Origin of the sequence: uncultured Campylobacter sp. (assembly GCF_905373215.1) — a bacterium.
Taxonomy (GTDB): Bacteria; Campylobacterota; Campylobacteria; order Campylobacterales; family Campylobacteraceae; genus Campylobacter_B.
Window position 1 is genome coordinate 17,403 of sequence record NZ_CAJPRT010000007.1, and the last position, 25,229, is coordinate 42,631.

General features: G+C 48.3%; 26 protein-coding genes. 18 read left to right on the top strand and 8 right to left on the bottom strand.

Translation table 11 applies throughout. From position 1 onward, the window contains the following. Positions 1 to 5: 5 nt before the first annotated feature. Positions 6 to 266 (bottom strand): helix-turn-helix transcriptional regulator, encoded by a 261-nt coding sequence (locus QZ176_RS04810; RefSeq protein ID WP_295151551.1) that lies wholly within the window; start codon positions 264 to 266, stop codon positions 6 to 8. 98 nt (positions 267 to 364) lie between these two features. On the opposite strand from QZ176_RS04810, the gene QZ176_RS04815 reads away from it, so the two are divergent. The 9 genes from QZ176_RS04815 (at position 365) to argS (ending at position 9,114) form a co-directional block, all read left to right on the top strand. Further along, a complete protein-coding gene (locus QZ176_RS04815; RefSeq protein ID WP_295151553.1) occupies positions 365 to 829 on the top strand; it encodes a hypothetical protein in 465 nt (154 codons plus the stop codon). 27 nt (positions 830 to 856) lie between these two features. Next, positions 857 to 1,537: a hypothetical protein gene (locus QZ176_RS04820; RefSeq protein WP_295151555.1), complete on the top strand. Its 681-nt coding sequence runs from the start codon at positions 857 to 859 to the stop codon at positions 1,535 to 1,537. A 308-nt stretch (positions 1,538 to 1,845) separates the two neighbouring features. Continuing rightward, on the top strand, positions 1,846 to 2,643 hold the full coding sequence (gene rpsB / locus QZ176_RS04825) for a 30S ribosomal protein S2 (RefSeq protein WP_295151557.1): 798 nt from the start codon (positions 1,846 to 1,848) through the stop codon (positions 2,641 to 2,643). After that, the gene (gene tsf, locus QZ176_RS04830; protein WP_295151559.1) at positions 2,643 to 3,707 is read left to right on the top strand and encodes a translation elongation factor Ts; all 1,065 of its coding nucleotides are present in this window, start codon (positions 2,643 to 2,645) and stop codon (positions 3,705 to 3,707) included. The genes rpsB and tsf overlap by 1 nt, the downstream gene beginning before the upstream one ends. Positions 3,708 to 3,709: 2 nt before the next feature. Then, on the top strand, positions 3,710 to 4,351 hold the full coding sequence (locus QZ176_RS04835; RefSeq protein ID WP_295151561.1) for an ABC transporter ATP-binding protein: 642 nt from the start codon (positions 3,710 to 3,712) through the stop codon (positions 4,349 to 4,351). Between the two features lie 57 nt (positions 4,352 to 4,408). Continuing rightward, positions 4,409 to 6,475 carry a hypothetical protein gene (locus QZ176_RS04840; protein WP_295151563.1) on the top strand — a complete coding sequence of 689 codons (2,067 nt, stop codon included), beginning with the start codon at positions 4,409 to 4,411 and terminating at the stop codon, positions 6,473 to 6,475. Beyond that, positions 6,475 to 7,089 carry a guanylate kinase gene (gene gmk, locus QZ176_RS04845; protein WP_295151565.1) on the top strand — a complete coding sequence of 205 codons (615 nt, stop codon included), beginning with the start codon at positions 6,475 to 6,477 and terminating at the stop codon, positions 7,087 to 7,089. The genes QZ176_RS04840 and gmk overlap by 1 nt, the downstream gene beginning before the upstream one ends. Before the next feature lie 10 nt (positions 7,090 to 7,099). Continuing rightward, the gene (locus QZ176_RS04850; RefSeq protein WP_295151567.1) at positions 7,100 to 7,312 is read left to right on the top strand and encodes a twin-arginine translocase TatA/TatE family subunit; all 213 of its coding nucleotides are present in this window, start codon (positions 7,100 to 7,102) and stop codon (positions 7,310 to 7,312) included. Positions 7,313 to 7,317: 5 nt separating this feature from the next. Next, positions 7,318 to 9,114, top strand: a complete 1,797-nt coding sequence (gene argS, locus QZ176_RS04855; protein WP_295151569.1) for an arginine--tRNA ligase — start codon at positions 7,318 to 7,320, stop codon at positions 9,112 to 9,114. Between the two features lie 81 nt (positions 9,115 to 9,195). On the opposite strand, the gene QZ176_RS04860 is transcribed toward argS, so the two are convergent. Continuing rightward, positions 9,196 to 9,327, bottom strand: coding sequence for a hypothetical protein (locus tag QZ176_RS04860; protein ID WP_295151571.1), 132 nt, complete (start codon positions 9,325 to 9,327; stop codon positions 9,196 to 9,198). Between the two features lie 207 nt (positions 9,328 to 9,534). Here QZ176_RS04860 and QZ176_RS04865 point away from each other — a divergent pair, with 207 nt between their 5' ends. The 3 genes from QZ176_RS04865 (at position 9,535) to QZ176_RS04875 (ending at position 12,345) form a co-directional block, all read left to right on the top strand. Further along, positions 9,535 to 10,317 carry a tetratricopeptide repeat protein gene (locus QZ176_RS04865; RefSeq protein WP_295151573.1) on the top strand — a complete coding sequence of 261 codons (783 nt, stop codon included), beginning with the start codon at positions 9,535 to 9,537 and terminating at the stop codon, positions 10,315 to 10,317. A gap of 478 nt (positions 10,318 to 10,795) precedes the next feature. Next, entirely contained in the window at positions 10,796 to 11,224 is a 429-nt protein-coding gene (locus QZ176_RS04870; RefSeq protein WP_295151575.1) for a hypothetical protein, read from the top strand. A 140-nt stretch (positions 11,225 to 11,364) separates the two neighbouring features. Beyond that, positions 11,365 to 12,345: a DUF3137 domain-containing protein gene (locus QZ176_RS04875; protein WP_295151577.1), complete on the top strand. Its 981-nt coding sequence runs from the start codon at positions 11,365 to 11,367 to the stop codon at positions 12,343 to 12,345. A gap of 80 nt (positions 12,346 to 12,425) precedes the next feature. Here the strand turns inward: QZ176_RS04875 and QZ176_RS04880 are convergent, their stop codons facing one another. The 4 genes from QZ176_RS04880 to proC all read right to left on the bottom strand — a co-directional run bounded on the left by QZ176_RS04880 (position 12,426) and on the right by proC (position 16,422). Continuing rightward, positions 12,426 to 12,695 (bottom strand): hypothetical protein, encoded by a 270-nt coding sequence (locus QZ176_RS04880; RefSeq protein WP_295151579.1) that lies wholly within the window; start codon positions 12,693 to 12,695, stop codon positions 12,426 to 12,428. A gap of 192 nt (positions 12,696 to 12,887) precedes the next feature. Then, entirely contained in the window at positions 12,888 to 13,817 is a 930-nt protein-coding gene (locus QZ176_RS04885) for a DUF4299 family protein (protein ID WP_295151581.1), read from the bottom strand. A gap of 390 nt (positions 13,818 to 14,207) precedes the next feature. Further along, the gene (locus QZ176_RS04890) at positions 14,208 to 15,017 is read right to left on the bottom strand and encodes an SMI1/KNR4 family protein (protein WP_295151582.1); all 810 of its coding nucleotides are present in this window, start codon (positions 15,015 to 15,017) and stop codon (positions 14,208 to 14,210) included. Positions 15,018 to 15,462: 445 nt separating this feature from the next. Beyond that, positions 15,463 to 16,422, bottom strand: a complete 960-nt coding sequence (gene proC / locus QZ176_RS04895) for a pyrroline-5-carboxylate reductase (RefSeq protein ID WP_295151584.1) — start codon at positions 16,420 to 16,422, stop codon at positions 15,463 to 15,465. Positions 16,423 to 16,559: 137 nt separating this feature from the next. Here proC and ilvC point away from each other — a divergent pair, with 137 nt between their 5' ends. From ilvC to QZ176_RS04925, 6 genes are all read left to right on the top strand, one after another. After that, complete coding sequence (gene ilvC, locus QZ176_RS04900; protein ID WP_295151586.1) at positions 16,560 to 17,582, top strand: ketol-acid reductoisomerase; 1,023 nt, start codon at positions 16,560 to 16,562, stop codon at positions 17,580 to 17,582. Positions 17,583 to 17,595: 13 nt separating this feature from the next. Continuing rightward, positions 17,596 to 18,786: a divergent polysaccharide deacetylase family protein gene (locus QZ176_RS04905; protein ID WP_295151588.1), complete on the top strand. Its 1,191-nt coding sequence runs from the start codon at positions 17,596 to 17,598 to the stop codon at positions 18,784 to 18,786. Further along, positions 18,770 to 19,558 carry a DNA-processing protein DprA gene (locus tag QZ176_RS04910; protein ID WP_295151591.1) on the top strand — a complete coding sequence of 263 codons (789 nt, stop codon included), beginning with the start codon at positions 18,770 to 18,772 and terminating at the stop codon, positions 19,556 to 19,558. The genes QZ176_RS04905 and QZ176_RS04910 overlap by 17 nt, the downstream gene beginning before the upstream one ends. Positions 19,559 to 19,756: 198 nt before the next feature. Beyond that, entirely contained in the window at positions 19,757 to 20,149 is a 393-nt protein-coding gene (gene ruvX, locus QZ176_RS04915; protein WP_295151593.1) for a Holliday junction resolvase RuvX, read from the top strand. A 443-nt stretch (positions 20,150 to 20,592) separates the two neighbouring features. Further along, positions 20,593 to 20,961: an EthD domain-containing protein gene (locus tag QZ176_RS04920; protein ID WP_295151595.1), complete on the top strand. Its 369-nt coding sequence runs from the start codon at positions 20,593 to 20,595 to the stop codon at positions 20,959 to 20,961. Between the two features lie 782 nt (positions 20,962 to 21,743). Further along, the gene (locus QZ176_RS04925) at positions 21,744 to 22,430 is read left to right on the top strand and encodes a tetratricopeptide repeat protein (RefSeq protein WP_295151596.1); all 687 of its coding nucleotides are present in this window, start codon (positions 21,744 to 21,746) and stop codon (positions 22,428 to 22,430) included. A 636-nt stretch (positions 22,431 to 23,066) separates the two neighbouring features. On the opposite strand, the gene QZ176_RS04930 is transcribed toward QZ176_RS04925, so the two are convergent. Together QZ176_RS04930 and QZ176_RS04935 are read right to left on the bottom strand one after the other, a co-directional pair. Next, positions 23,067 to 24,449, bottom strand: a complete 1,383-nt coding sequence (locus QZ176_RS04930) for an FAD-linked oxidase C-terminal domain-containing protein (RefSeq protein WP_295151598.1) — start codon at positions 24,447 to 24,449, stop codon at positions 23,067 to 23,069. Continuing rightward, positions 24,442 to 25,170 carry a plasminogen-binding N-terminal domain-containing protein gene (locus QZ176_RS04935; RefSeq protein WP_295151600.1) on the bottom strand — a complete coding sequence of 243 codons (729 nt, stop codon included), beginning with the start codon at positions 25,168 to 25,170 and terminating at the stop codon, positions 24,442 to 24,444. The genes QZ176_RS04930 and QZ176_RS04935 overlap by 8 nt, the downstream gene beginning before the upstream one ends. Positions 25,171 to 25,229 lie beyond the last annotated feature (59 nt).

The following is a 25,229-nucleotide window of genomic DNA, read 5'->3' on the forward strand; positions in this document are numbered from 1 at the left end:
TCAATTTAGAGTTGTGGATTAAAAACAAAAAATTCCGAAATATCTACTTCCAAAACATCTGCTATTTTTATCAAATGCTCGATATTAAAATGTTTTTTATTGATATGAAGTTCAGCCATTGAGATCGTTCCTACGGCTTTGTGTCCGATGGCTAAGGCGAGCGAAAGCTGCGAAACGCCTTTTACCGTTCTGATACGCTTAACATTATCGCCGATAGCCTTGTAAATAGCGTCCATCTTCTCATCGGTTATCGTGCAATCCTTCAAATACACCTACCTATAATTAAACTAACCATAAGTATATTTGGATTATAATCCGCTATCAACTAACTATAGTTAGAAATTTTAAAATTTGGATGCACATTATGGAAAGTATAAAAGTTTTAAAAGAGATATTAGAAGCCAAAATGATACTACTAATCCCATCATATGTTCAAATTGCTTTCGAAAAGATCATGCATGAATTTAATAGCAAATCAGATGCTGAAGAATTTATTTATGAGCAATTATGTCCTATGCATCATAGTGATGATCGTATATCGTTAAGATTTTGTGAGGATAGCGGAATTTCAAAGAATAAATATCAAGTACCGCTTATGACATATGATACTGTTGCGGGTGATATATTGCTTGATATGCAGATGAATTTACGAAAAAATTTTATCACTACAATGTGCATAAGAACATCAACCGATGGGGAATGTATGCTGACGTTGGCAGATACCCATTTGACGGTGCAGTTTTTTTCATACGCCATAGTCGCAGCTATAATGAAAATATATAGAATTGGCGATTATGATCGTATTATACTGGATTTTCCAAATTTTTAATCAGTAATTTTTTATTAGGAGTATTTTATGGAAGTTATCATATTTTTTATAATTTTAACTGCAATAGGCTGGGCAACTAGTGATGATATAAAAACCAATAATAGAAATGATACTAGTAGCAGCATAGACATAGATAAAGAGAATACAGATGTTACAATGAAAATGTCTAATACATATATGGACTTTGAAAGATTTTTAAAAAACAAAGGTAAAGCCAAAAATATTTTTATAGAATTTTTAGATGAATTCTATGGTTTTAAACTTGGCAAAGTTGGAATTTCAAATTTTGTTATTGATGTGCTTTTGCGTGGGTCTAAAAAACAATTTCATAATTTTTCCGATGTCTGCGCTTTTTTCGAATCGCAATGGCAAGTAAGATTGAAATATGACTATAACGATACGGATATAGCCTATATATACTATTTCATCGATATCGCATTTAAAATTTGCGGAATTCTAAATGGTGAAATTGACAACGAAGTTAAGGTATGCGTAATTAGAAACTATTCTGAGAATGATGGATTTGTATCAGCTTTGCTTTATATGACATACGGACGACAAATTTCAACAATTTTAACTTGCGTAAATCAACTTAGCATATTCGCTACAGTCTATAGTATCAATATTATTAATGGTGCAGATAAAACAAAAACTCGTGAATTTATAGTGAATGAATTTGAAAATTTCTTGCCAAGGTTGATGTATTAAGCGCTAAAAATAAACGATAGAATTTTTTATTGATTTTTAAAATTGTTAGACCTTTTTTGTATACTATCAAAAAATTACGAAATTTCAATATAAGGATGCCTTGATGAAATAATAAACTTTACATCATTATATTACTCTCGATCTCTCATCTTTATATAATCAAGCTTATTTTAATAAAGATTTAAATATAATCCCAGCTTCAATTCACACACACCAATCCTAAAATTTGGTTGCGTTTGTTAAAAGCAGATGTTAACGGGTGTGGAGGAGAAACCTAAATTTCGGGGCAACCCACAAGGAGAAAACTCATGGTAACAATGAGAGATTTGCTAGAGTGCGGCGTTCATTTCGGACACCAAACGCGCAGATGGAATCCGAAGATGAAAAAATTCATTTTCGGCGAGAGAAAAGGTATCTACATCATAGATCTACAAAAAACTATCCGCTACTTCCGCTACACTTATAATATCGTGCGCGACGCGGCTGCCGAGGGTAAGACTATACTTTTCGTAGGCACCAAAAAACAAGCTGGCGCGACGCTAAAAGAGTACGCCGAAAAATGCGGCATGCCTTATGTGAGCCACAGATGGCTAGGCGGCATGCTAACGAATTTTTCCACTATCAAGCAATCGATCCGCAAACTCGAAGTAATCGAGACTATGGAAGAGGACGGCTCGATAAATTTACTAACTAAAAAAGAGGCGCTAATGCTTCGCCGCAAAAAAGAGAAGCTTGAGCTTTATCTAGGCGGCATTCGCAATATGAAAGGCTTACCGGATATGATCTTCGTCATCGACGTTGTAAAAGAAAAGATCGCCGTAGCGGAAGCTAACCGCCTAAAAATGCCGGTTATCGCGCCTTTGGATACGAACTGCGATCCGGACGTAGTCGATTTCCCGATCCCCGGCAACGACGATGCGATCCGCTCGGTACAGCTTTTCTGCCAAGAGATGGCCGAGGCGATCAACGAGGGCAAGGCGCTTCGCGATCAAGACGCGAGCGAGGATGGCGAGCAGAGCGAAGCCGTCAGCAACGAGGAGAAAGAGGAAGTCGTAGCCGAGGCGATGAGCGAAGAGGATTTTGACGTAAGCGAGGACGAAGAGTAATGGAAATCAGCGCGCAAATGGTAAAAGAGCTCCGCGAAAGCACCGGAGCGGGGATGATGGACTGCAAAAAGGCTTTAGTTGAAACAGACGGCGATATGGATAAGGCCGTCGATCTGCTTCGCGAGAAGGGTCTCGGAAAGGCTGCTAAAAAAGCCGACCGCTTAGCTAGTGAGGGTCTAGTAAGCGTCGAAGTGGGCGCGGATCACAAGATCGCCACCATAAGCGAGATAAATTCCGAAACCGACTTTGTAGCTAAAAATCAAAATTTTATAAATTTAGTTAAAAATACTACTCTACATATCCAAAGCAAGGGCATTAGCAGCATTGATGAGCTAAATTCCAGCATCATCGACGGCGTTAAATTTGATGAGCATCTAAAGAGCCAGATTGCTACGATCGGCGAAAATTTGGTCGTTAGAAGATTTGAGACGATTAAGGCGGGCGCAAACGGCGTGGTAAACGGCTATCTGCACTCAAACGGTCGCGTAGGTGTAATCATCGCAGCAGCTTGCGACAGCGAGCGAACTGCGGAGGGTGCGAAGGAGCTTATAAAAAATCTCTGCATGCATGCAGCCGCGATGAAACCTCAGGTTATCAGCTATAAAGAGCTTGACCCAGATTTTATCGAAAAAGAATTCTTAGCTCTTAAAGGTGAGTTTGAGAAGGAAAATGAAGAGTTTGTGCGTTTAGGTAAGCCCCTTCATAAGATCCCGCAGTTCGGCTCGCGCGCGCATCTAAGCGATGAAATTTTAGCCAAAGAGATCGAAGCTTTAAAAGACGAGCTTCGCAAGCAAAATAAGCCTGAAAAAATTTGGGATAAAATTTTGCCGGGTCAGATCGATCGCTTCATCGCCGATAATACTCAAATCGATCAGCGCCTCACGCTGCTAGGGCAATTTTACGTAATGGACGATAAGAAAACCGTCGAGCAGGTGATTGACGAAGAAGCTAAAAAACTAGGCGGCAAGATCGAGATCGTAAAATACGTCCGCTTCGAAGTGGGCGAGGGTCTAGAGAAAAAGAGCGAAGACTTCGCTGCCGAAGTAGCGGCTCAAATCGGCTAAATATGGAACTTCTAAAGGGCGTAAATCTTACTCACGCGTATGATTATACGCTCTTTGAAAATGTAAGCTTAAGCGTCCAAGAGAGCGAGAGTATCGCTATTTTGGGCGTTAGCGGCTGCGGCAAATCAACCCTGCTTCATATTTTATGCACGCTTTTAAAACCGAACTCGGGCGAAGTGATCTACGGCGGGCGCAGTATTTACGAGCTAAGCTCCGATGAGAGACTTAAAATCCGCCGCAACGACTTCGGTATAATATTTCAATCCCACTACCTTTTTAAGGGCTTTTCTTCCGGCGAAAATATTGAACTCGCCGCCAAACTTACGAATAATGCAATAGATGATGAAATTTTAAAAAAGCTTCAGATCGAACATACTTTAAAGCAAGGCGTGGGCGAGCTTAGCGGCGGACAGCAGCAGCGCGTGAGCATCGCTCGCATACTTTGCAAAAAGCCGCGCATAATCTTTGCCGACGAGCCTACTGGAAATTTAGATAAAGATACCGCAAACGAGGTCATGGACGTGATCTTTGATTACGTAAAATCCAGCCGTGGCGCACTCGTGCTCGTGACTCACGATGAGAATTTAGCGCAAAAATGCTGCAAAGTTTATCGCCTAAATAACCGAAATTTAGCGCAAATATAAGCAATTAATAACCAAAAATATCTTACAATAGCCCAAATTCTTTCTAAAAGGTCATAAATGAAAATTCTACTTGACAATCACAATGAGCAGGTTGCAAGTGTCGTAAATATTTGCTGCGAGCGCATCGGTGCGGATCTGGTAGCATATAGTGCGGACGAGAGTGAATATGATTTGACAATAAAAAATTATGAAGATGGCGATGATATTTCAAAATTTGATCTTAATAAGACGCTGTTTCTGACGCCTAAAAACGTCTCGGTGCCAGGAGCGCGATACACCCTTACCAAGCCTTTTTCGCCGCTAGAACTCATCACGTTTATCAGCGAGTTTTCGGTTCAAAATATGAGTGTGCAGGCGAAAGAAAAAATGGCGAAAGAATTTGCCGATGCAAGCTCCGTGATGAAAGAGATCGATGCGATTGACCAGGCAAATTCCGCTTCGGGCAGTAATTTTGAAGAGCTTGTGGATAGCTTTTATGACTCTGGCAAGGATATACCGCTTTCACAGTTGGCAAACGATATAGCGCCCGAGATTGCAGATGATGTGCCGCTTTCGCAGTTGGTAGGCGATATGCCGCGCACGGACGAGATCGCAGATGATATTCCGCTCTCGCAGCTTGTAGATGAAGCGGCTATTGCGGACACCATTGCCTATGATGCACCGCTTAACGCTGTCGCAGAAAAGATTGCGGATAATATCGCAGATGATATGCCTCTAAACTTAGCTGCTAGCGATATCCCTGAGGATCTGCCGCTAAATAGTATCGGCACAAGCGAGTCTGCCGAAAGTAATCATGCGCCTAAAGATAGAATTCCGCTCGCAAAGGATGACGCTCCGATAGCTCTAGCAGCGCTAGATGATGAAAATCCTAAGAATTCCAAAACGGATAAATCGCAGACAGAAGATGAAATTCCTGCCACACGGGCAAGCGAAACTTTACCGCTTGCGCAGCAAGATGAGCCGCAAAGAGCTGGCGGCTCTAATGAAACTGCCGTTGAAAAAAAAGCAGACGCTGCGCCTAATCTAGAGGAGGCGAAAGACTCTGCAGACGTTACGCTTAAACAGTATGAGTCAGACGGCTCATTTGCCTATAAAACAGATGAAAAAATTTCTGCCTCACAAGTAGTGCAAGATGCAGTTGGCGCGTCTGTTAACAGTGGATTTGATATGGATTTTTCCAGGCTTTTCGATAGCGCCGGCATGCCCGTGGAGGAGTTTGGCGGATATGATAATTTTGCCGCGGCTGCGTTTGCTTCTGATGAAAAAGAGGATAAAAAATCTGCGCATGATAAAAATAAAGCGGCTACGGATTTTCAAAAAACGCAAATTTCGTCTCAATACGAGGTCGCTTCAGATACGCCGATTGCGTTAGCGGGTGCGGGCGATATACCTCGCGAAAATCTTTATAACGCCGTTCCGTTTCAAAGTATGGAATTTACTGGCGGACTTGCACAGAATGCGTCTATGTCTGCTCATAATGAAGCGGGGGATTCAATTAGCACCAATTTTGCGGCTTCCGCGAATTTCGTAGCTTCTGCAAATTCCACTCCTGCGCCAAATTTTTCGGAGCTAAACTTGCCGCACATATTAGATGCCTCAGATTTACCGAAGCAAAGCGAGCAAGCTGATAGCGTTGCCGGCGGGTTTGCGGACGGATTTTTGCGCGCTATGGAGGGCGATTTTGCAAACTCGTTTGCCGCAAACTCTGCGGATAGCGAGCAATTTAAATCCGGTAAGCCCGCAAAGAGCGCCGCGCAGCAGATAAAATTTAATGCTTCAAAGCCTTCGGAGCGCGCAGAATTTAAAGCGCATAAATTCGGCGCGTCCGAGCAGGTAAATGAGATGAAATTTAGCGCGCAATCTATACCGAATGAGCTTGCTGCTTCGGCTGCGGCGGAATTTGCCAGCCTTATGGCAAATGAGTTGGAGCATAGCGCCAAAAGCGAGCCGCTGCGTAACGAGCATAGCAAAAAACCGAGCGCAGAGGAGCTGAAAACCAAACTGCGCGATGATCTGGAAGCGGGCATCGCAAGTACGATCGAGAGATTTGCGGGTAGCAAGGACGCCAAAGACGCGCTGAAGGACTTTAAGATCAATATCGACATATCGTTTGGAGATAGATAGTGAAAGGCAAAATTTTGCTCGTCTCCGGTCCCAGCGGCAGCGGCAAAAGCACGCTCATAAAGCGTCTTATCACAGAATTTGGCGAGCAGATATACTTCTCGATCTCCTCTACGACGCGCGAAATGCGTGCGGGTGAAGCGGATGGCGTGAATTATCATTTCATAAGCGAGAGCGAGTTTCGCGCAGGTATTGAGCGCGGGGAGTTTTTAGAGTGGGCGTTGGTCCACGGCAAATACTATGGTACTTCGCTAAAGGCCGCTACGAGCGAGCTTGAGCAGGGCAAGATCGTGATTTTTGACATCGATGTGCAAGGATATGAGATCGTGCGTAGCAAAGTGCCTAAAAGCGAGCTTACTAGCGTATTTATTACTACGCCGAGCTTGTCGGAGCTTAGAGATAGGTTGCGTGCTCGTGGCGATAATGATCCCGCCGATATTACTTTGCGCCTACAAAACGCGCAAGAGGAGATGGAGCGCCTAGGCGAGTATGATTATTTCATAATAAACGACCGCCTGGAAGCGGCGTATGAAAATTTAAGATCAATCTACAAAACTATCAAACTAGAAACGGCGAGCCGCGACATAGGCAAGCTAATCGAAATTTGGAAAATTTAAAGGAGAAAAAATGGGCGTAAGCGTTCAACAACTGCTAATTATCTTAGCGATCATCGTGTTACTTTTCGGAGCTAAAAAGATCCCCGAGCTCGCAAAGGGCGTGGGCAAGGGTATAAAAACTTTCAAAAAAGAGATGGAAGAGGACGACGAACCGCAAAAGGTCGAGAAAAAGATGGAGCAAGAGGTTAAAGACGCCGAAATCAGCGATACTAAAAAGGCGTAAAGGATTTGAAAAATTTAGTCTTAAATGAAATTTTTAAAATTTTATCTCGCAAAGTCGTTTTAGAAAGACCCAAAGATAAAAGTTTGGCTCATTACGCCTCGCCCGAGGCTTTCGCGCTGGCTAAGGAGCTGCGAAAGGCGCCTAAGCTCATCGCTGAGGAGCTTGCGGCTAAATTTAAAGATAGCGAAATTTTAAGCGCCACGGCGGTAAACGGCTATCTAAATTTTCATCTAAAGCCCGCCGTGTTGGGTGCTCTTGCCGAAGATGCCCTTAGCTTGGGCAGTGATTTTGCGAAAAACGACGCCGAGCTTGGACGCGGAATTTTACCAGCTTCGGAAAGGATTTGCGCGGGCGAGCCTGCCAGCAAAAGCTCCGCTGCGAATCTAGCTGCGAGCGGCAACAACACCGCTAAATCGCAGAATTCCGTCGCTAGGCAAAATTTTATTTCGCAGAATTCCGAAGAGGCGAGAAATTCCCTCGCAGCATCAAATTGCGATGAGGCGCGGAATTCCGCCGCTATGCCGCAAAAAATTCTGCTTGAATACATCAGCGCTAATCCTACAGGCCCGCTTCATATCGGGCACGTGCGCGGCGCCGTTTACGGCGATACATTCGCGCGCATCGGGCGCTATCTGGGGCACCGCGTCGATACCGAGTACTACATCAACGACGCGGGCAATCAGATCGAGCTTTTGGGCACTTCGATCGCGCTTCGTGCGCGCGAGCTAGCAGGCGAGGATGTGAGCTATCCCGAGAAATACTACCGCGGCGAGTATATCGACGAGATTATCTCTCTTGCGCGCGCCCAATTCGGCGATGAAATTTTCCGCGATGAATCGCGGATCTTGATCCTTGCGGAGTTTGCTAAAGACGAAGTGCTAAAGATCATCCAAAAAGATCTCGCAGACGCCGGCATTCATATCCAAAACTGGGCTAGCGAAAAGAGCCTCTACGGCGAGCTTGAGCCAACGATTAGGAAGCTTGAGTGCAGCGGCAAGATGTATGAGCAGGAGAGCAAAATTTGGATCCGTTCATCGCAGCTCGGCGACGAAAAGGATCGCGTCGTCATCCGCGAGGATGCACGCCCGACCTATCTTGCGGGCGACATCGTTTATCACAACAACAAATTTGAGCGCGGATATGAGCGCTGCATCAACATCTGGGGAGCCGATCACCACGGCTACATCGCGCGCCTAAAGGCCGCCGTGCATTTTCTGGGCTACGACGAAAGCAGGCTCGAGATCATCCTAATGCAGATGGTAAATTTGCTCAAAAACGGGCAGACCTACAAAATGAGCAAGCGCGCGGGCAACGCGATTTTGATGAGCGACGTGCTCGCCGCGATCGGCAGGGATGCTATGCGATTTATCTTCATCAGCAAAAAGGGCGAGACGCCGCTTGAGTTCGACGTGGACGAGCTCGCGCGCGAGGACAGCAGCAATCCGATCTTTTACATCAACTACGCCCATGCGCGGGTCAATCAAATTTTCGCCAAAGCGGGCAAGCGCGAGGCGGACGTCTTGGGCGCGGACTTCGGCGCGCTAGATGAAGCGGGGCTCGGCCTAGCTTTTGCGGCGCTTAGCTTGAATGAAATTTTAAACGACGCATTTAATTCGCGCGGCTTGCAGAAGCTGCCAGATTTCCTAAAGGCGCTCGCAGCGGACTTTCACAAATACTACAACGAAAACCGCGTCGTAGGCAGCGAGAACGAGGACGCGAAACTCAAGCTGTTTGCGCTCGTGGCACTCAGTATCCGCACGGCGTTTGCTCTGATGGGCCTAAGCGCGAAAGAGAAGATGTAGCCGCGCAGGCTACATTTCGCGCCGATAGCTCTAAATCTCACGAACGAAATTTTATGATTTAAATACAAAGCGAAATTTTACTTAAAATTTATAGCTATGAAATTTTAAAGCTAGTTCTAAATTTACGGCTCGTAAAATTTCGATTTTAGAATTTTGCGGGCGGTTTCGCGGTATTGCTACTGCGCCGTTCGTAAAATTTAAATTCGGCTGCAAATTTACTGCTTGCGGAATTTTGAAATTTTAAAATTTTGCGGCGTGGAAGTTCGAAGTAAAATTTTAAAACAAGGCTTGAGGACTAAAATTTTTGTGCAGATTAAATTTCATGCGACGAAATTAATTCGTAAAATTCTCCTTGGCGGGATTTGCCTGCAAAAGAGTACTCCTTAAGCCCCGCGGCGCATCGCCGCAAAAAGGATAGATATGAGAAAGATCATCGACATAGCGGCGCTTTTGATTGCCGTTTGCATCTTGGTTATGGTGCTTTTTTGGCCATCGCCCGTTTTATCGTTTAAGTGCTACCGCGGCGATGGCGTAAGCTGCGCGCAGCTGGGGCGCGACAAGCTCTCCCGCGGAGATTACGATGGCGCCAAGCTCGCTCTTGCTAAGGCTTGTGAGGCGGGCGAGAAAGATAGCTGCTTTGATTTGGGGGCCCTATACGACGGCGAGGGCAATGCGACGCAAGCGGGCGTATTTTATGACGCAGCCTGCGATAAAAACGTCGCCATAGCTTGCCACAAGCTAGGCAACCTGTATCAAAGGGGGCGCCTGAGTAGGGACTTCGCCGCGGCAGCTCGGTACTATGTCAAGGCCTGCGATTTGGGCTATGCCAAAAGCTGCCACAATGCGGCCGTGGTCTATTTCACGGGCGGTTTTGGGCTCGCGGCGGATCAGGCAAAGGCGGTGGGCTTTTTCGAGCGAGGTTGCGACGGCGGGCTAGTGGATAGCTGCTATAACGCCGGCGTTGCTTATGATAAGGGTCTCGGCGCGCCGCAGGATCGCGACAAGGCGGAGAAGCTTTACACCAAATCCTGCGAGCTGGGCTACGGCGATGCCTGCAATAATTTAGGCTATTTGTATCTGAGCAAGGGGGATCTGCGCGGGTTTTCCAAGGGGCTTGGATGCGTCAAAAAGGGCTGCGACGCGGGCAATAAAAAATCCTGCCAGCTCTACGAATTCATGAAAGAGCAAATTTTAAAGAAGTAGGCGCTTGGTCGCCCGGCGCACGTTTGCCGATTTGTACTGCCTGCCGTGTACGCTGCCTATTTTGTATTGCTCGCCGTGCACCGTCTGCCGTATGGCGTCTGTTGTGCTACCTGCCTTGCACCGTCTATCTACGCTACTCGTCGCGCGGTATCAGTTTTTTCGATGGGCTTGCCTGTGATATTGCCGCGACGGATTTGTGAGCTTTTACGGCGCGGAATTTCGCCGCGATTTTGCGACGTGCAAAATTCGGCAAGGCGCAATAGTCAGTGCATGCGATTAGCCAAATTTAGCGGCGGAGCTTTACTTGAAATTCTATCGCTATGAAATTTTAAGGCTTAGCTCTGAATTTAGGGCTTGCAGAATCTCAACTTTAAAATTTCATGGGCAGTGCTGCAAGCAAGGCAAAATTTAGATTTTAAAATTTTACGGCGCGAAATTTAGCGCGGAAGCAAAGCGCGAAGCTGTTTGAGGAAGTAAATTGGAATATGAGATCACGGGCGAGGTTCGAAATCTCCGCGTCCACGCTGCAAGAGGAAATAGCAAAATTTGGGTATTTTTCGAGATAGACGGCGTGAAGCTGCGCGGCGAGTTTAACGATATCCCCGTAGAGGAGGGCGAGCCTGCGCGCGCGTATTTCATCCGCGGAGGATATGCGGGCAGCTACGTGATCACTCGAGTTCAGGTGGTACGCAAACCAAGTCCTTTGCGCCGCAAGCTGGGGATCGCGACCACCGTGTGCACGCTTGGCTTCGGCGCGGCGCTGTGGATCGTGGGTTTTGGGATTTTAAACGTCGGCGGGATGGGCTCTCTAATTAATTTTGTCTGTGTTGCCGCCGCAGGATTTGTGGTGCTAAAAGAGGGCGCGAGCAATCTTAAAATGTGGCTAAATCAGCGCACGTCCGAGTAGATCGCTGCCGTAGCGTAAATTTCATAAATTTAATTCGCCGAATAAATTTACTCGCGCCGCCGTATCTTTGCGGCGTAAATTTTGCTAAAATTCACTCCAAGCGCGAAATCCGCCGCGCAAATTTAGAAAAAGGTAAAATTTTGAATATAAACGAAGCGATAGTTGCCACCGCGAAAAAGCAAAAAGAGTGCAGACGCGCGTTTGCAAAGTATCTGTTTTTAGGAATTTTATTTATAATAGCACTGCCCGTAGGCGGCGGATTTGCCGTATGGCATCTTTTTGAAAATCGCCTTGCACCGCTATTTTTCATCATTATCTATATTCCGTTTTTTCAAGCTGCACTAATGGCTAATGCTAGCCGAGTGACCAGCGAGCTGGGGGATTACAAAGCGTTTTATAAAGACGTTTTCGTCCGCGCCGCCATCCGCGGGGTAGATCCAAATTTTAACTACGATCCGAATGCCGGCATCAGCCGTAAAGAATTTCGCAAAATCGGCATCTATTCGCCCGATGAGTTTCGCGCCGAAGACCAAATCAGCGGCATTTATAACGGCGTCAAATTTAACCTCAGCGAAGCGATCCGCATCCCAAACGGCGCGACGCTGGAGCTAAGCGACTCGGCGGCGTTAAATTTACTCTCCGCGATAGTTTTTGCGTGGTCGACGATGAAGGATATGCAGGCATTCAGCGGCTCGGTCTTGGTCTGCGAGTTCTACAAGAAATTTAACGGGCAAACGATAGTCGCGAGCCGCACGTTAAATACTAAATTTATAGGCGAAAAAGAACAGATGGACGACGTGTTTTTTAGTAAAGAATTTCGGGTCTTTGCGGACGATAAAGTAGAGGCGAGGTATCTTTTGACGCCCGCGTTTATGCAGCGCCTGCGAGAGCTAAAGGAAAAATTCGCGGGGAAAATGGGGCTGAGCGCGGCGTTTATGGACGATAAGCTTTATCTATTTTTAAACGGAGCGAAAAATAAGTTTGAAACAACGCTCTTTTCGCCGCCGCCGAGCTTAGAGGACGCCGCTGGGATCAAAAATGAAATTTCAGAGCTTTTATCTATCATAGACGAGTTAAATTTAAACCCAGATTTAAGCGAAGCGGCGATTTTGGCTGATTAATGCGCGCCGCTATTTATCGGCTAAAATTTACTTGCGCTGCGCCAGGATCGCCGCTATTCTCCGCTGCCGACCGAGATACGCTACGGCTCGGATCGCTCATTTTCGCTACCGACCGGGGCGCGCTTAAGTAGCTCCTGTTCGCGAGCGAATAATCTGCAAAATTTCTCCCAGTCGTGCAGATAGACGAGCCTGTGCTCTTTGCCGCTTTCGTCTATGTATATGCCCTGCGTCGAGCATAGGCTCATCTTTTGCCAGTAGTCGAAAAACGGCAATGCCTCGATGTCCTCTTGCAGCACGCCTCGCATCATGCCGTTATCGTAAATTTTTAGATCGTAGTAGGTCCTTTTCATTTTAACCTTTCTAAATTTTATATCTACGAAATTCTGCCGCGATAAAATTCTGCTTTCTTAAAATTTTGCCGAGATAAAATTCCGTAAACCGGATTTAGAATTTTAAAATTTTATGCACCGCGAATTCCACCCCTTTAAATTTTGCGGCGCTAAGCTTCGATGAGCTCTGCAGAATTTCACCGCAAGTAAAATTTAGCTCGCTAGCGCCTTTAGCTGTTCAGCGCTTAGCCCGTCAACCAAAATATAGCTCGCATCGATGAAGCGGTAGTTTTGCTTCGGCAGCCGCGCAATAAACTCGCCATATTCCAGCTCGGCGATGGCGCGGTAGTTACCGGCGTCGTTTTCGTCGCCCTCTATGCCTATGAGCGCGATCTGCCAGCGCGCTACGTCGCTATTTTTCAGCATCTCCGCGTTTTGCCACTCCACAAACGGCTTGTAAGGCAGGATAGTGGGCAGGTCCTGTGTGAGCGCGTATGAGCCCATTATCGTGCCGTCATCCCCATTTCGGTAAAACCTCTGGTGCGCGTCGTAAGCGTCTAGGTATTGCACCTCGGTCAGCCGCTTGCTAAACTCAGCAGCGGGGTTGTATGAGGCTAAAATTTCATCCATCATCGCGCGGTTTATCGCAAAAGGCCTCTGCACCCCGTAGCAAAAATTTACCTCGGTATCGCCGCTTAAATGCTGATCTATCGAATGTAGCCCCGCCGCTATATCGCGCTCGTAGTCGAATTGCTCTATCCTGTCGTGAGTGTAAATTTCGCCGTTTTCATCCATGATCTCGTCCCCCAGCTGCTTAGATAGCGCCTGCAGATACGAGATCGCCAAAACCCAATCAAAGACCGTCGCGGGCGTATTTACGCGCACGGCGTAGCTTTGCTGATCCCCATCGTAGCTAAGCTCCATCCCGCGCCCGCTCTTGCCTTGCACGCCCAAAATCAAACACTCATACTCGCTCAAAGGCGATTTTAAAAACGCCCTCTCGTCAAAGTCATCGGCGCTCTCGTCTATGCCAAATACCGATAGATCGGGCAGCAGATCCAATGCCTTGCTAACGCTCATGGCGTCCGAATACCCCATAAATAGCGGTCGCTTTTTGTTTTTGACGCGAAATTCTACGCTCACCCTTTTCTCCTTTGTTAAATTAGCAAAATTATAGCGAAATTTTACCTGCCGCGGCGAGCTAAATTTGCGCTCGCCGTTTGCGACAGCTTGCGTATTTTACGCCCCCGCGCGCATATATTTGTGTCCGCTCGCGCCGTATTTTAGCTCGCCTGTAGGTTTTTTACATACTCGTGGTACAGCCTGAATATTTGTGAGTTAAAATTTTACCGCGATGAGGGCTTTTGTAGCTTTTTCAAAATTTAGCGCGTAGCTTGGCGTTTATCGCCCGCATTTAAAGCGCAGGCTGCGCGGCGGGTGTTTGAGCGCTAAATTTACGAGCGCAAGTCCGCGCTCATTATCGATCGCACGAGCGCGCACCGTCACAAAGCTACACTCCCAATCGCAAAAGCTTTACGCGCCGATCGCGTCTTTTAGGCTCTGTGCGCACAAGCCCGCGTCCTTTAGCTCGCGCAAAATTTCACCCATCAGCTCCTCTTTGAAAACGTCCAGTATCATCGCGCCGCCGTCCAGCTCAGCATAGCGCAGGACGGGCTCGCTGAAGTTTTTAAGCTCTTTAAACCGCCGCTCGCCCCGCCTGGCAAATCCGAGCCGAACCTCGTTCGGGCTAAGGCTCAGCACGCCGCCCTCGCGAGCGAAATTATATACGCTAAAGCCGTAAAGTTGCGGATCGGCGGCTTTAGCTCGCACGCTCAAAATTCCCTCCAGCCGCGCCTTCGTGCCGTCCAGATCGAGCCCCGTTTGTAGCGCGATCTTGCCGTCGCTATCAAGCTTCAAAAGCGCTAAAAACGAAGCGAAGTCCTGCGCGATGATGCTTTGCTCATCGCACTCGACGTCGATGTAGGCGACCGCAGGCTCCTCGCTGGCGCGGTAGTCCAGGCACAGATACCAATGCCCGTCGCCGCTGAATGGCACCAGCCCGTTAAGCTCGAAGCTCACGCACTCGCGCTCCTCGCCCCAGTTAAAGCGCGTAAGCGACGGATACGCCTCGCCGATGCCGCTGATGGCGTCTAGCGGGTAGCCCTCCAGCTCGTAGCGCAGGTAGCCGCCGTTTTGCACGCTTAGCATCATGGCGAGCTCGCGCGGCAGGGTGCGTCCTAGCTCCTCTTCCGCGGCCCTCAGCGCCTCGGGCGTGAGTGGATCTTGTAGATAGGGCAGGTAGATCGGCCTGCGCCAGATGTTTGCAAGCTCGTTTGCGTTCATTTTCGCTCCTTTAAATTTGCGGGTTAAAATTTCAAGCTCGAACCCAAAATCTCGGGCTATAAATTTTAAAATTTTGCGGCGCCGAATTTTTACAGCCCGCTTGCCGTATTCGGCTCGTCTGCAACTATTCGGCTCGCCTCTCGGCGGCTTAAATTTAACCTAGATCGGGCGCCGTCTAAATTTAATCCGCGCCGAGCGGGCTCAAAGCCGCACGCCGATAAAATTTCATCGTAAATTTACTCGCCCCTGGCGCCCGCCTGAAGCGGCGGAATTTTACGAGAGAGCTAAATTTACCTTTCGCGCGCCTAATCGAAATCATAATACAAGCTCCACGCGCCGCTTTGCGGGTTTTTGGCAAACATCAAGCTGCCGCCGTCAATGACGTTAAAATTAGCCTTTTAGTCTGAAGAGATCTGAAAAACGAACTGAAAACCATCGCCGAAACTCACTCCGGACTGGCAAAAGGAGGGATAGCCGCCGAATTTCGTGCAGTTGTAATACTCCAGCCCGCCGCCTCGAGCGCCGCGAGTCCCTCAACCGTCGTGCCCGCAGGCGAGCAAACCGCGTCTTTGAGCTCCGATGGGCGCTTGCCGCTTTGCAGTAGGCGCGCCGTGCCCTCTACCGCCGCCGCTACCGCGTCGTAGCACAGCGCCCGCGGTAGTCCGCCCCGCACGCCCGCGTCTGCCGCCGCCTCGATAAAAGCGCACACATACGCAGGCAGGCTACCTGCAATCCCCGTAAATGCGGCAAAACCAGCCTCGTCTATCTCGTAGAATTTGCCGATTTTGGCGGCTAGGGCTCGCACGATCTCCCGACTAGCCTCATCAAAATACTCGCCGTAGCACAGCGCCGTAGCCGACGCGCCGATGCCAGCAGCGACGTTTGGCATCGCGCGGGCTACGAAAACGTCCGCACCCACGATATTTTGGGCGCGCTCTAGCTTGAAATTCGGCGCTAAAAGAAGTAGGATTTTGCCCGCAAGCTCGGGCGCGATCAGGTGCAAAATCCCTTCGTAGCTAGCGGGCTTGGTCGCGAGCACGATCATATCCGCTGCGTGCGCCAGCTGCGTCTCGTCTTGTAAAATTTGCACGCCATAGCGCTTACGCAAGGCTTCATTTTTGCTTCTAGCATAAGCTAGGACTTGAAGCTTCGTATCGGAGCCGGGCTGCGCGCAAGAGGAATCATGCCCGTCGCTAGCGGAATTTTGCATATCGGGCTCGGAATTCCGCTCGCAAGCGGTAAAATTTTGAGCATCGGGCATAAAATTCCGCCCGCCGTGCGCGGAATTTTCTTTATCCTCTGTAAAATTTTCTCCGCTCGCCGCGCAATCTCGCCCGCCAGCTCTGCAAAGTGCGGCGATCATCGCCTCGCCCATATTTCCGCCGCCGATAAATCCCACTTTCATTTTCGCTCCTTTTAAAGCTAAATTATGCCTCAATGATAGCTCAAAATTTCTTTATCCGCCCTTGCGGCGCGCGGTTTATCTGCATAAAAGCAAATTTTAGCTACAATCTCGCCTAAATTTTTAAAAAAGGATGCGTTATGGCAATAAACGTTTTTTACGACAAAGATTGCGATTTGGGTTTGATTAAGGCTAAAAAGGTCGCTATGATCGGCTTTGGCTCGCAAGGGCACGCTCACGCCGAAAATTTGCGAGATAGCGGCGTAGAAGTCATCGTGGGTCTTAAAAAGGGCGGCGCGAGCTGGAGCAAGGCCGAGGCAAAGGGCTTTAAAGTAATGAGCGTCGGCGAAGCTGCGAAGGCAGCCGATCTTGTGATGATCCTAACGCCTGATGAGTTTCAAAGCGACATTTTCAAAGCCGAGATCGAGCCAAATTTAAGCGAGGGCAACGCGATCGCGTTCGCGCACGGCTTTAATATCCACTTCGGACAGATCGTCCCACCAAAGGGCATCGACTGCATTATGATCGCTCCGAAAGCCCCGGGCCACACCGTCCGCAACGAGTTCGTAAGCGGCGGCGGCGTACCGATGCTGATCGCCGTTTCGCAAAACGAAAGCGGTAGAGCCAAAGAGCTTGCTCTAAGCTACGCAAGCGCGATCGGCGGCGGCCGCACCGGCATCATCGAAACGACCTTCAAAGCAGAGACCGAGACCGATCTTTTCGGCGAGCAGGCTGTGCTTTGCGGCGGACTTTGCGCGCTCATCAACGCAGGCTTTGAAACCCTCGTCGAGGCGGGATACGAGCCTGAGATGGCGTATTTTGAGTGCCAGCACGAGATGAAGCTGATCGTGGATCTCATCTATCAAGGCGGCATGGCCGATATGCGCTACTCGATCTCAAACACCGCAGAATACGGCGATTACGTAAGCGGTAACCGCGTCGTAAACGAAAGCAGCAAAGCTGCGATGAAAGAGGTGCTAAAGGAGATCCAAAACGGCAAATTTGCAAAAGACTTTATCCTCGAGCGCAAGGCGGGCTACGTGCGGATGAACGCTGAGCGCAATATCACGGCAAACAGCTTGCTTAGCAAAACCGGCGATAAGCTTCGCGCGATGATGCCGTGGATCGCCAAAGGCAAGCTCATAAACAAAGATAAAAACTGATTTCGGCTGAGCTTTGGCTAATACAAATCCACGCGGGCGCCGTAAAAAGCGCCAGATCAATTACATAGCGATCGCCTTTGTCGTAATCTTATGCTTTTTAAGCGGTGCGGTTACCTACGCTGTTTTGGATCTCGTATTTTCGAGCAATAAGGCTGCGTTGCAGCAAAGCTCGCACAAACAAGCCCCCGAAAGCCCTTCCGATCCTCGCGGTAAACGACCGCGTTTAAGCGCTGCTGAGAAGGAAGCGCTGATTCAAAAGGAGCTCGATAAGATCGCCGAGCAAAACGTAACCGCGCCTAAGATGAGCATCGAGCCCGCACCGCAGAATTTCACAGGAGAAAATTCTGCAAACGGCAATTTACAAAATTCCGTAAATTATACGGCTTCCGCAACTTCCGCCGCTGCAAATTCGGCGGGTGACGGACCTGACGTAAATTTTACCGCGTCAAATTCCGCTTCAGAAAATTCCATAAATTCTGCCGCCCAAAGCCACGCTTCCGGCGGTGCGGACGATCTTTCTAAATCGCCGCGCAAGGCTTTGCCCGCAGGCTCTCGCGCAAAGCTAGCGATCATCATCGACGACGTAGGCACCGACGAGCAGGCGCAAAAGATCGCCGCTCTGCCCGTGCGAGTGACGCCGTCCATCTTCCCGCCCGAGTATCAGCGCAAGGACACGCGCTCGCTCGCTCGCGGCTTTGAGCATTACGCGATCCACCTGCCGATGGAGGCGAGCTCCGCTAAAAATAATTCCGCGACGCTGCGAACCTCGGATAATTACGAGAAGCTGCGCGGCGTCATAGCCAAGCTGCGCGCGGACTTTCCGAACGCTAAATTTATAAACAACCACACCGGTTCTAAATTTACCGCCGACGAGCGCGCGATGCAAAATTTGCTGCGCGCGATGAACGAGCATGGATTTTTATTTATCGACTCGCGCACGAGCCCCGCTACCAAGGCCAAAGCGGCGATGAACGGGCTTGGCATGCGATACGTGCATCGCGATGTGTTTTTAGATAATCAAAACAGCGTCGCCGCGGTGCGCAAAAAGCTGCGCGAAGCCGTCGCGCTTGCTAAAAAGCAGGGTTACGCCATCGCTATCGGCCATCCCAAAAGCTCCACTCTGCGCGCGCTTGCAAACAGCGCCGATATCCTAGGCGAGGTCGATTTAGTGTATTTGGACGAAATTTATGAGTACTACGAGTGAGCTTGGTTTTAAAATTCCAAGCCTAGCAAGGCTCGGTGCGAGTGAGCCCGCGCAGCTGTATTTTAGGGGCGAGCCGGCGATGTTACAAAAGCGCCGCATCTCGATCGTGGGCTCGCGCAAGATGAGCGTTTATAGCAAAAATTTGATCCTGCGCCTTGCGCGCGAGCTAAGCAATGCGGGCTTTTGCGTCGTAAGCGGCGCGGCGATCGGCTGCGACATAGCCGCGCACGAAGGGGCGTTTCCAAATACGATCGCGGTTTTTGGAAACGGCCTTGATCAAATTTATCCCGCGCAAAACGTCGCCATGATCGGCAAAATTTACGAGCGCAGCCTCGCGCTTAGCGAGTATGAGGACGGCGTGAGCGCGCGCGGATTTCAGTTTTTGCAGCGCAACCGTATCGTCGTGGCGCTGTCCGAAGCGCTCATCGTCGCTCAAGCCGAGCCCCGCAGCGGCTCGCTGCAAAGCGCGCGTCTGGCTCGCGAAATGGGCGTGCCCGTGTACGTGCTGCCGCACCGAATGGACGAGAGCGCGGGCACGAACGATCTGCTCGCAAAATCTCAGGCGCGGCTGATCGCGGATTTTGGCGAGTTTGTCGCCTCTTTGGCTCCGCAGACGCCGCAAAATACTGAGCGCGCGCAGGATGAGGTGATGGAATTTTTAGCGCTAAATTCCGATCTGCAAGCGGCGATCGAGCGCTTCGGAGATAAAATTTACGAATACGAGCTTGAAGGCAGGATCGAAATTTTAGGCGCAAAGATCGTGGCAAAGTAGCCGATGATCGGCGTTTGCTTGCCGTAGTTTGATCGGCGCCGCCCGCCGGTACGGCTTGTTTGCACGGCGCGTAGTCTGCGCGGTCGGTGTTTAAATTTAGAAAAAGGTGGCTCGGTAAAATTTTACTTTCTGCAAGTAACACCTGAGCTTAAAATAAACCCGCGCGGCTTGCCGAAGCCGAACTAAAAAGGATGAAATTTGATAGTTGCGATCGATCTTGGGCTTAAACGTATCGGTGTGGCGGCGGCACCCGATGATAAGACGCCGCTTCCGTGCGAGCCGATCCTGCGCAAAAACCGCACCCAAGCCGCGCGCGAGCTAAGTGAGCTGCTGCGCGAAAAGGGCGCCAGCGTGCTCGTGCTGGGCGTGCCGCGCGGCGGGGCGAGCGAGGAGGAGATGAGCAGGCGCATACGCCACTTCGCCTCGCTGCTGGATTTTGACGGCGAGATAAAATTCCAAGACGAGAGCTTTTCGAGCGCCGAAGCGGCGGAGTTTGCGAGCAAAGGCGCTAAGGGCGGCGGCAAGGACGCGCGCTTTGATAGCATCGCCGCGACGATAATTTTGCAGAGGTTTTTGTCGAGCAAGGGTTAGGTTCGTACGCAGCAACGCAATTTGCGCGCAGCGGTGAAAGATAAAACCGTCGCTCGTCTGTTTTGTCGCCGTTTGAAAGGCCGCGGAATTTTACTCGCTCGCCTAAAATAGACGGAATTTATGCGCACCGAAAGTCGGTAAAATTTTATCGTCCACTAAGGTTTGGCAGAATTTTACTTTGCCCGCAAAGAGCCTGCGTAATTTATTATGGCGGTAGCCGTAAAATTATTCCATAGACAGTTAAACTAAGTGAGATTGACAGCGATTTAAGTTTTAAACGGCGAGGTTTATGCATTTTGGCGATTTGCGCTCGCGCGCACGGCTGCTATTTAAGTTTTTCAAGGTCTATTTAGACGCAAAGAACGCTAAGCAAAATTGCAAAAACGCGGATGCATCATAGAATAGGGCGCAAATTTGCGATAAATTTCATTTAGGGAGCGGTTATGTTTAAGATCACGATGTTAGTAAAAAGGGCGCCGAACATCACGCAGCAGGAGTTTGTGGCACACTGGGCGGCGCATTCACAAAAGGTTTTGGCTAATCAAAAGGCACTAAATATCGTCCGCTATGCAAAAACCATGCCCGTTTTCCCCAAGGGACAAAGCACCAAGCGCGAAATGGCGGCGTTTGACTACGATGCGATGGGCGAGCTGTGGTATGAGAGCGTGCAGGCGTTTGCGGATGCACGAAACAGCGAGGTAGCGCGAGCGGTGTTAGCGGAGCTGATGGCGGATGAGGCGCGGTTTTGCGATATAAAAAACTCCGTGATGTGGTTCGGCGAGGAGGAGGCTGTGATAGAGTTTGAGCGCTAGGGAGCGCTGCTTGCGCTTTGCAGCGAATAAAATTTTGAAGTGAAGCTCTTTAAATAGATAGAAATTCTAAGTGGCATTTGGGTTTTAAAATTAGCAGAATTTTATGGGCTGGGCTTGCGCGGCTGAAATCTCAGTCGCAACCTACATGGATGAAATTTACGTACGCAATACAGATATCGCGCAGTCTTGATTATTTTAAGACTCACCATATCTAATTGGTGCGATCTAAGAAGCCTGGGTATTGGAGCCAAAACGCCTAAAGACGCATTATGCTTACGATTTTAGCATAGGCAAACCTATTTCTAAGATAAAATTTAAAGGCTGGCGGCGTAAAATTTTTTAAAATTTCTAAGCAGCAATGCGAAATTTTCAAAAGTTTTCTAGGGCACGGCAAGATGCTCACCATGGGCTTCGTATGCAACAAAAATATTTTACACACTAGATTATCGCCCTGATAAATTACCATTGCAGAGGCTGTAGGTGTTTCAGACCTCAGGATTAAATGCTTTATTATAAATACTACGGGCGCCGTGGATGCCGCATAGACGTGCGAGTAAAATTGAGGCAAGCCAGCCATAAAAACAATCTTGCAAGTAAAATTTTAATTTGTCTTTTTAAAATTCCGCTCAAAGTTCCGTTTAAAATTTTATTTAAAATTTTGCTTGGGATTTTGATAGAAATTTTGCAGGAATTCGCCGGAGATTTCACAGCTATTATCAAAAATTAAAATTTTATCCCTCGCTTTTTGCTATAATTATTTTTAAAATTTAAAAGGAGCAAAAATGAAAATTTTAGCGTCGATTGCCGCACTAATCGTAGCAGCCTACTTGCTCGCGCAGATATTTTTCCCGCAGGCGGTCTCGTTTGTCGGATGCGGCGTCGGTAGGGCTAATTCGTGCGAAGACTACGGAGCATATTTGCTTGAGGAGCGCGATTATGAGGCAGCAAAAAAGCCGTTTGAAAAAGCTTGCGAAGCGGGGCTGGAAAATAGCTGTGCTATCGCGGGAGATTTATATTACGACGAGCAAAATTTATATAAAACTACGAAGGATAAGGGTAAGTCCGCGCGGTTTTATTCCAAAGCGTGCGAGCTGGGAGCTGCCAAAGCTTGCTACAACGCCGCGATAATCTCTTATAAAAATGCGGATAAGAAAAATACGTTCGCATTTTTTGCCAAATCATGCGATTTGGGATTAGGCGAGGGCTGCTTAAACGCTGCGGTCGCTAGCTATGAAGAGAAAGACTATCAGGGCGCTCTTAAGTTTTTCCTAAAATCTTGTGATGCTGCTTTGGCAGAGGGATGTCAAAGGGTTGGACTAGCGTATTCAAAGAAGGAATTTGGCGAGCCGGATCTGGATAAGGCGATGATCTACTACGACAAAGCCTGCAAGCTGGGAGCTGAGTTTAGCTGCAACGTAGTAGCCGCGATGAATAAAATAAATGCAAGCGAGGCTAATGCTACTAAATAGATGGCAGGACTAGCTAGATGATAACACGGCGAGATCGAAATTAACTTATAAATTTTGCGGAGCTTTATGGGATTTTATGGAATTCCGCGGAATTTTATTTCTAAATTTTATCGCTGAAATTCCGCATATTGCGATAATGGCGATAGATAGCGATTTTAAAATTTCAGTATTTCAGAAGTTTAGAATTTAATCTATGCTATGGATTTTATTGACAGAATTTTAACTTATCATAGACTTACCCATCGCGATATAGGAATTTCATCATAATCTTAGTATGTATCTTTGAAAGAGAAAAAATTGCGCAAATTAGCGAGTAGCTATGCAATCACAGCTGATATGGCAAAAATATCCGAAAAGATCGCACGGTATAATCAATCTGCGAAGTAAGTAAAATCAATTATCAAGTGGATGGAATCTATCAATAAACAAGTAAAATTATTCATTGCAAAGTAAGCAAAATCGATCTGTAAATGGGCAGATCAAGCTTAAAACTAACTCGAAGTAGCCTGTAAATAAGCTAAATTGTAAGCAAGATAAAATTTTAAGCAGGCATATTGTAAGAAAGTAGAATTTTAGATGAGATAAGTGGGATAAATCGATTTCAAATCATCATAGCGGTGGGATGACGATCCTAATTTAAAGCCCCATTTTTCCGGGATTTAAGATACCTTTTGGATCGAAAGCCCTTTTGATCGCGCGAAATAGCTCCATCTCTGCTGCGCTAAAAGCTAGTGGCATAAATTCTGCTTTGCTTAGCCCGATGCCGTGCTCGCCGCTGAGCGTACCGCCAAGACCAACTGCAGCTTTGAAAATTTCGGTGATTGCGTCATGTCCGCGTTGCACCTGAGCTTCGTCCTTTTTGTCGGCGACCATGACGTTGGTGTGGACATTGCCGTCGCCCGTGTGCCCGAAACAGGGCACGCGCACGCCGTATTTATCGCCGATGCGCGCGATACGGCGCAGTAGCTCGGGCAGCTGCGAGCGCGGGACGGTGATGTCCTCATTTAGCTTAAGCGTGCCGTAGATATTGATCGCCTGCGAGCAGTTGCGTCTCGCAAACCAAATGCCCGCCCGCTCCTCTTCGCTTTTTGCGATGCGAAAGTCGCTCGCGCCGTTTTGAACGAAAATTTCTTTTATGAGTGCGAGCTCCTCCAAAAGCACCGCTTCTAAATTGCCGTCGGTTTCGCAGATCAAAATCGCGCCCGCGCCCTTCGGCAAGCCCTTGTGAAATTTCTCCTCGACCGCGGCTATGCACAGCGCGTCTAAAAATTCCATCGCCACGGGCGTGATACCGGCAGCCATCGTCTTATACACGGCATTCATTGCTGCATCTACGCTAGGAAAGACGCCCATCGCGGTCTTTTTAAGCTTTGGCATTGGGATGAGCTTGAGTGTGATTTCGGTGATGATGGCAAGCGCGCCTTCGCTTGCGATTAAAATTCCTACCACGTTGAAGCCTGCGACATCTTTTATAGTGCGTTTGCCCGCTCGGATCACCTCACCGTTAGGCAGTACCGCACGCAGTGCCATTACATAGTCTTTGGTGATGCCGTATTTTGCGGCGCGCATACCGCCGGAGTTTTCGGCGACATTGCCTCCTAGCGTGGAATAATCCTGACTTGCGGGATCGGGCGGATAAAAAAGCCCGCGCGCTGCGGCTGCTTTTTGCAGATCGATATTTATGCAGCCGGGTTGGACTACGGCGAGTAGATTTTGCATGTCGATTTCTAGAATTTTATTCATATGTTTTTCAAATGCCAAAATCACTCCGCCGTTTGCGGCTAAAGATCCACCAGTAAAACCGCTACCTGCGCCTCTTGGAACTACAGGGATTAAATTTTCGTTGCAGAATTTTAAAATTTGACTGACATCGTCCTCACTTCGCGGGAAAAGCACGCCGTCCGGCAGACAGCGCCTTTTCGTCGCGTCGTAGCAGTATGCCGTGCGATGAGCCTCGTCAAAATAAGCGTTATCCGCGCCTAATAGATTTGTAAAAAACGCTCGCGCGGCGCTATTCATCGCCGTCTAAGCCCAGCAAATAGCGGTAGTGCTTGTCGTAATCGCTGATCGGGCCGTTAGTAAAGTCCCAAATGACGGTCTTTATCTCGCCCACGCGCGAGTAAAACGGCAGCTGATAATAAGCCACGCTGCCGCTAGCGAACGTGCGCAAAGGCTTGAAGCTGCCGCAGTCGGCAAATACACCTTGTTTATCCATCGCGATAAAAATCAGTCCGGCGCTGTTTTGCGCGCAAATTTTACGAAAATCGTCTCGGCTAGGATTTGGCTTGTGGTTGTAGCTAAGATAGGCGCCGCCAAGATCTGGGTGGATAAAATTTATATTTGGAAAAGCCTTGATAACCTGCTCGTAAATTTCAGCGTTAGGCGCGACGATTATGGCGCGGTCATAGAGGAAATTTAAGATCACTTTATCGCCGCTTGAGGGTAAAATTTTAGGCAGCGGCAGCGCCTCTTGAGCTAACATATCAAAAACCTCAAATCGCACCTTTGCCTTGCCTGCGCTTTTTTGCGTAACGACTGCGCGCGCGATGATGGAACTCGCGCCGCTACCGAAATTATGCATCACTATTCCACTGCTGCCTACGGCAATCGTAGGGCTATCTGTGATCTCGCCTGAACCATCCTTTACGCTAAGTAGGGCGGTTTCGTATCGCGGCATGTTAAATTCCGCCCCTATCGCCGCGCTTAAAAATAGACCTAAAATAAGTAAAGCTTTTTTCAAAATTCTGCTCCTGAATAAAATTTCGGCTAATTATACATAAAACTTTGAAATTAGCGATA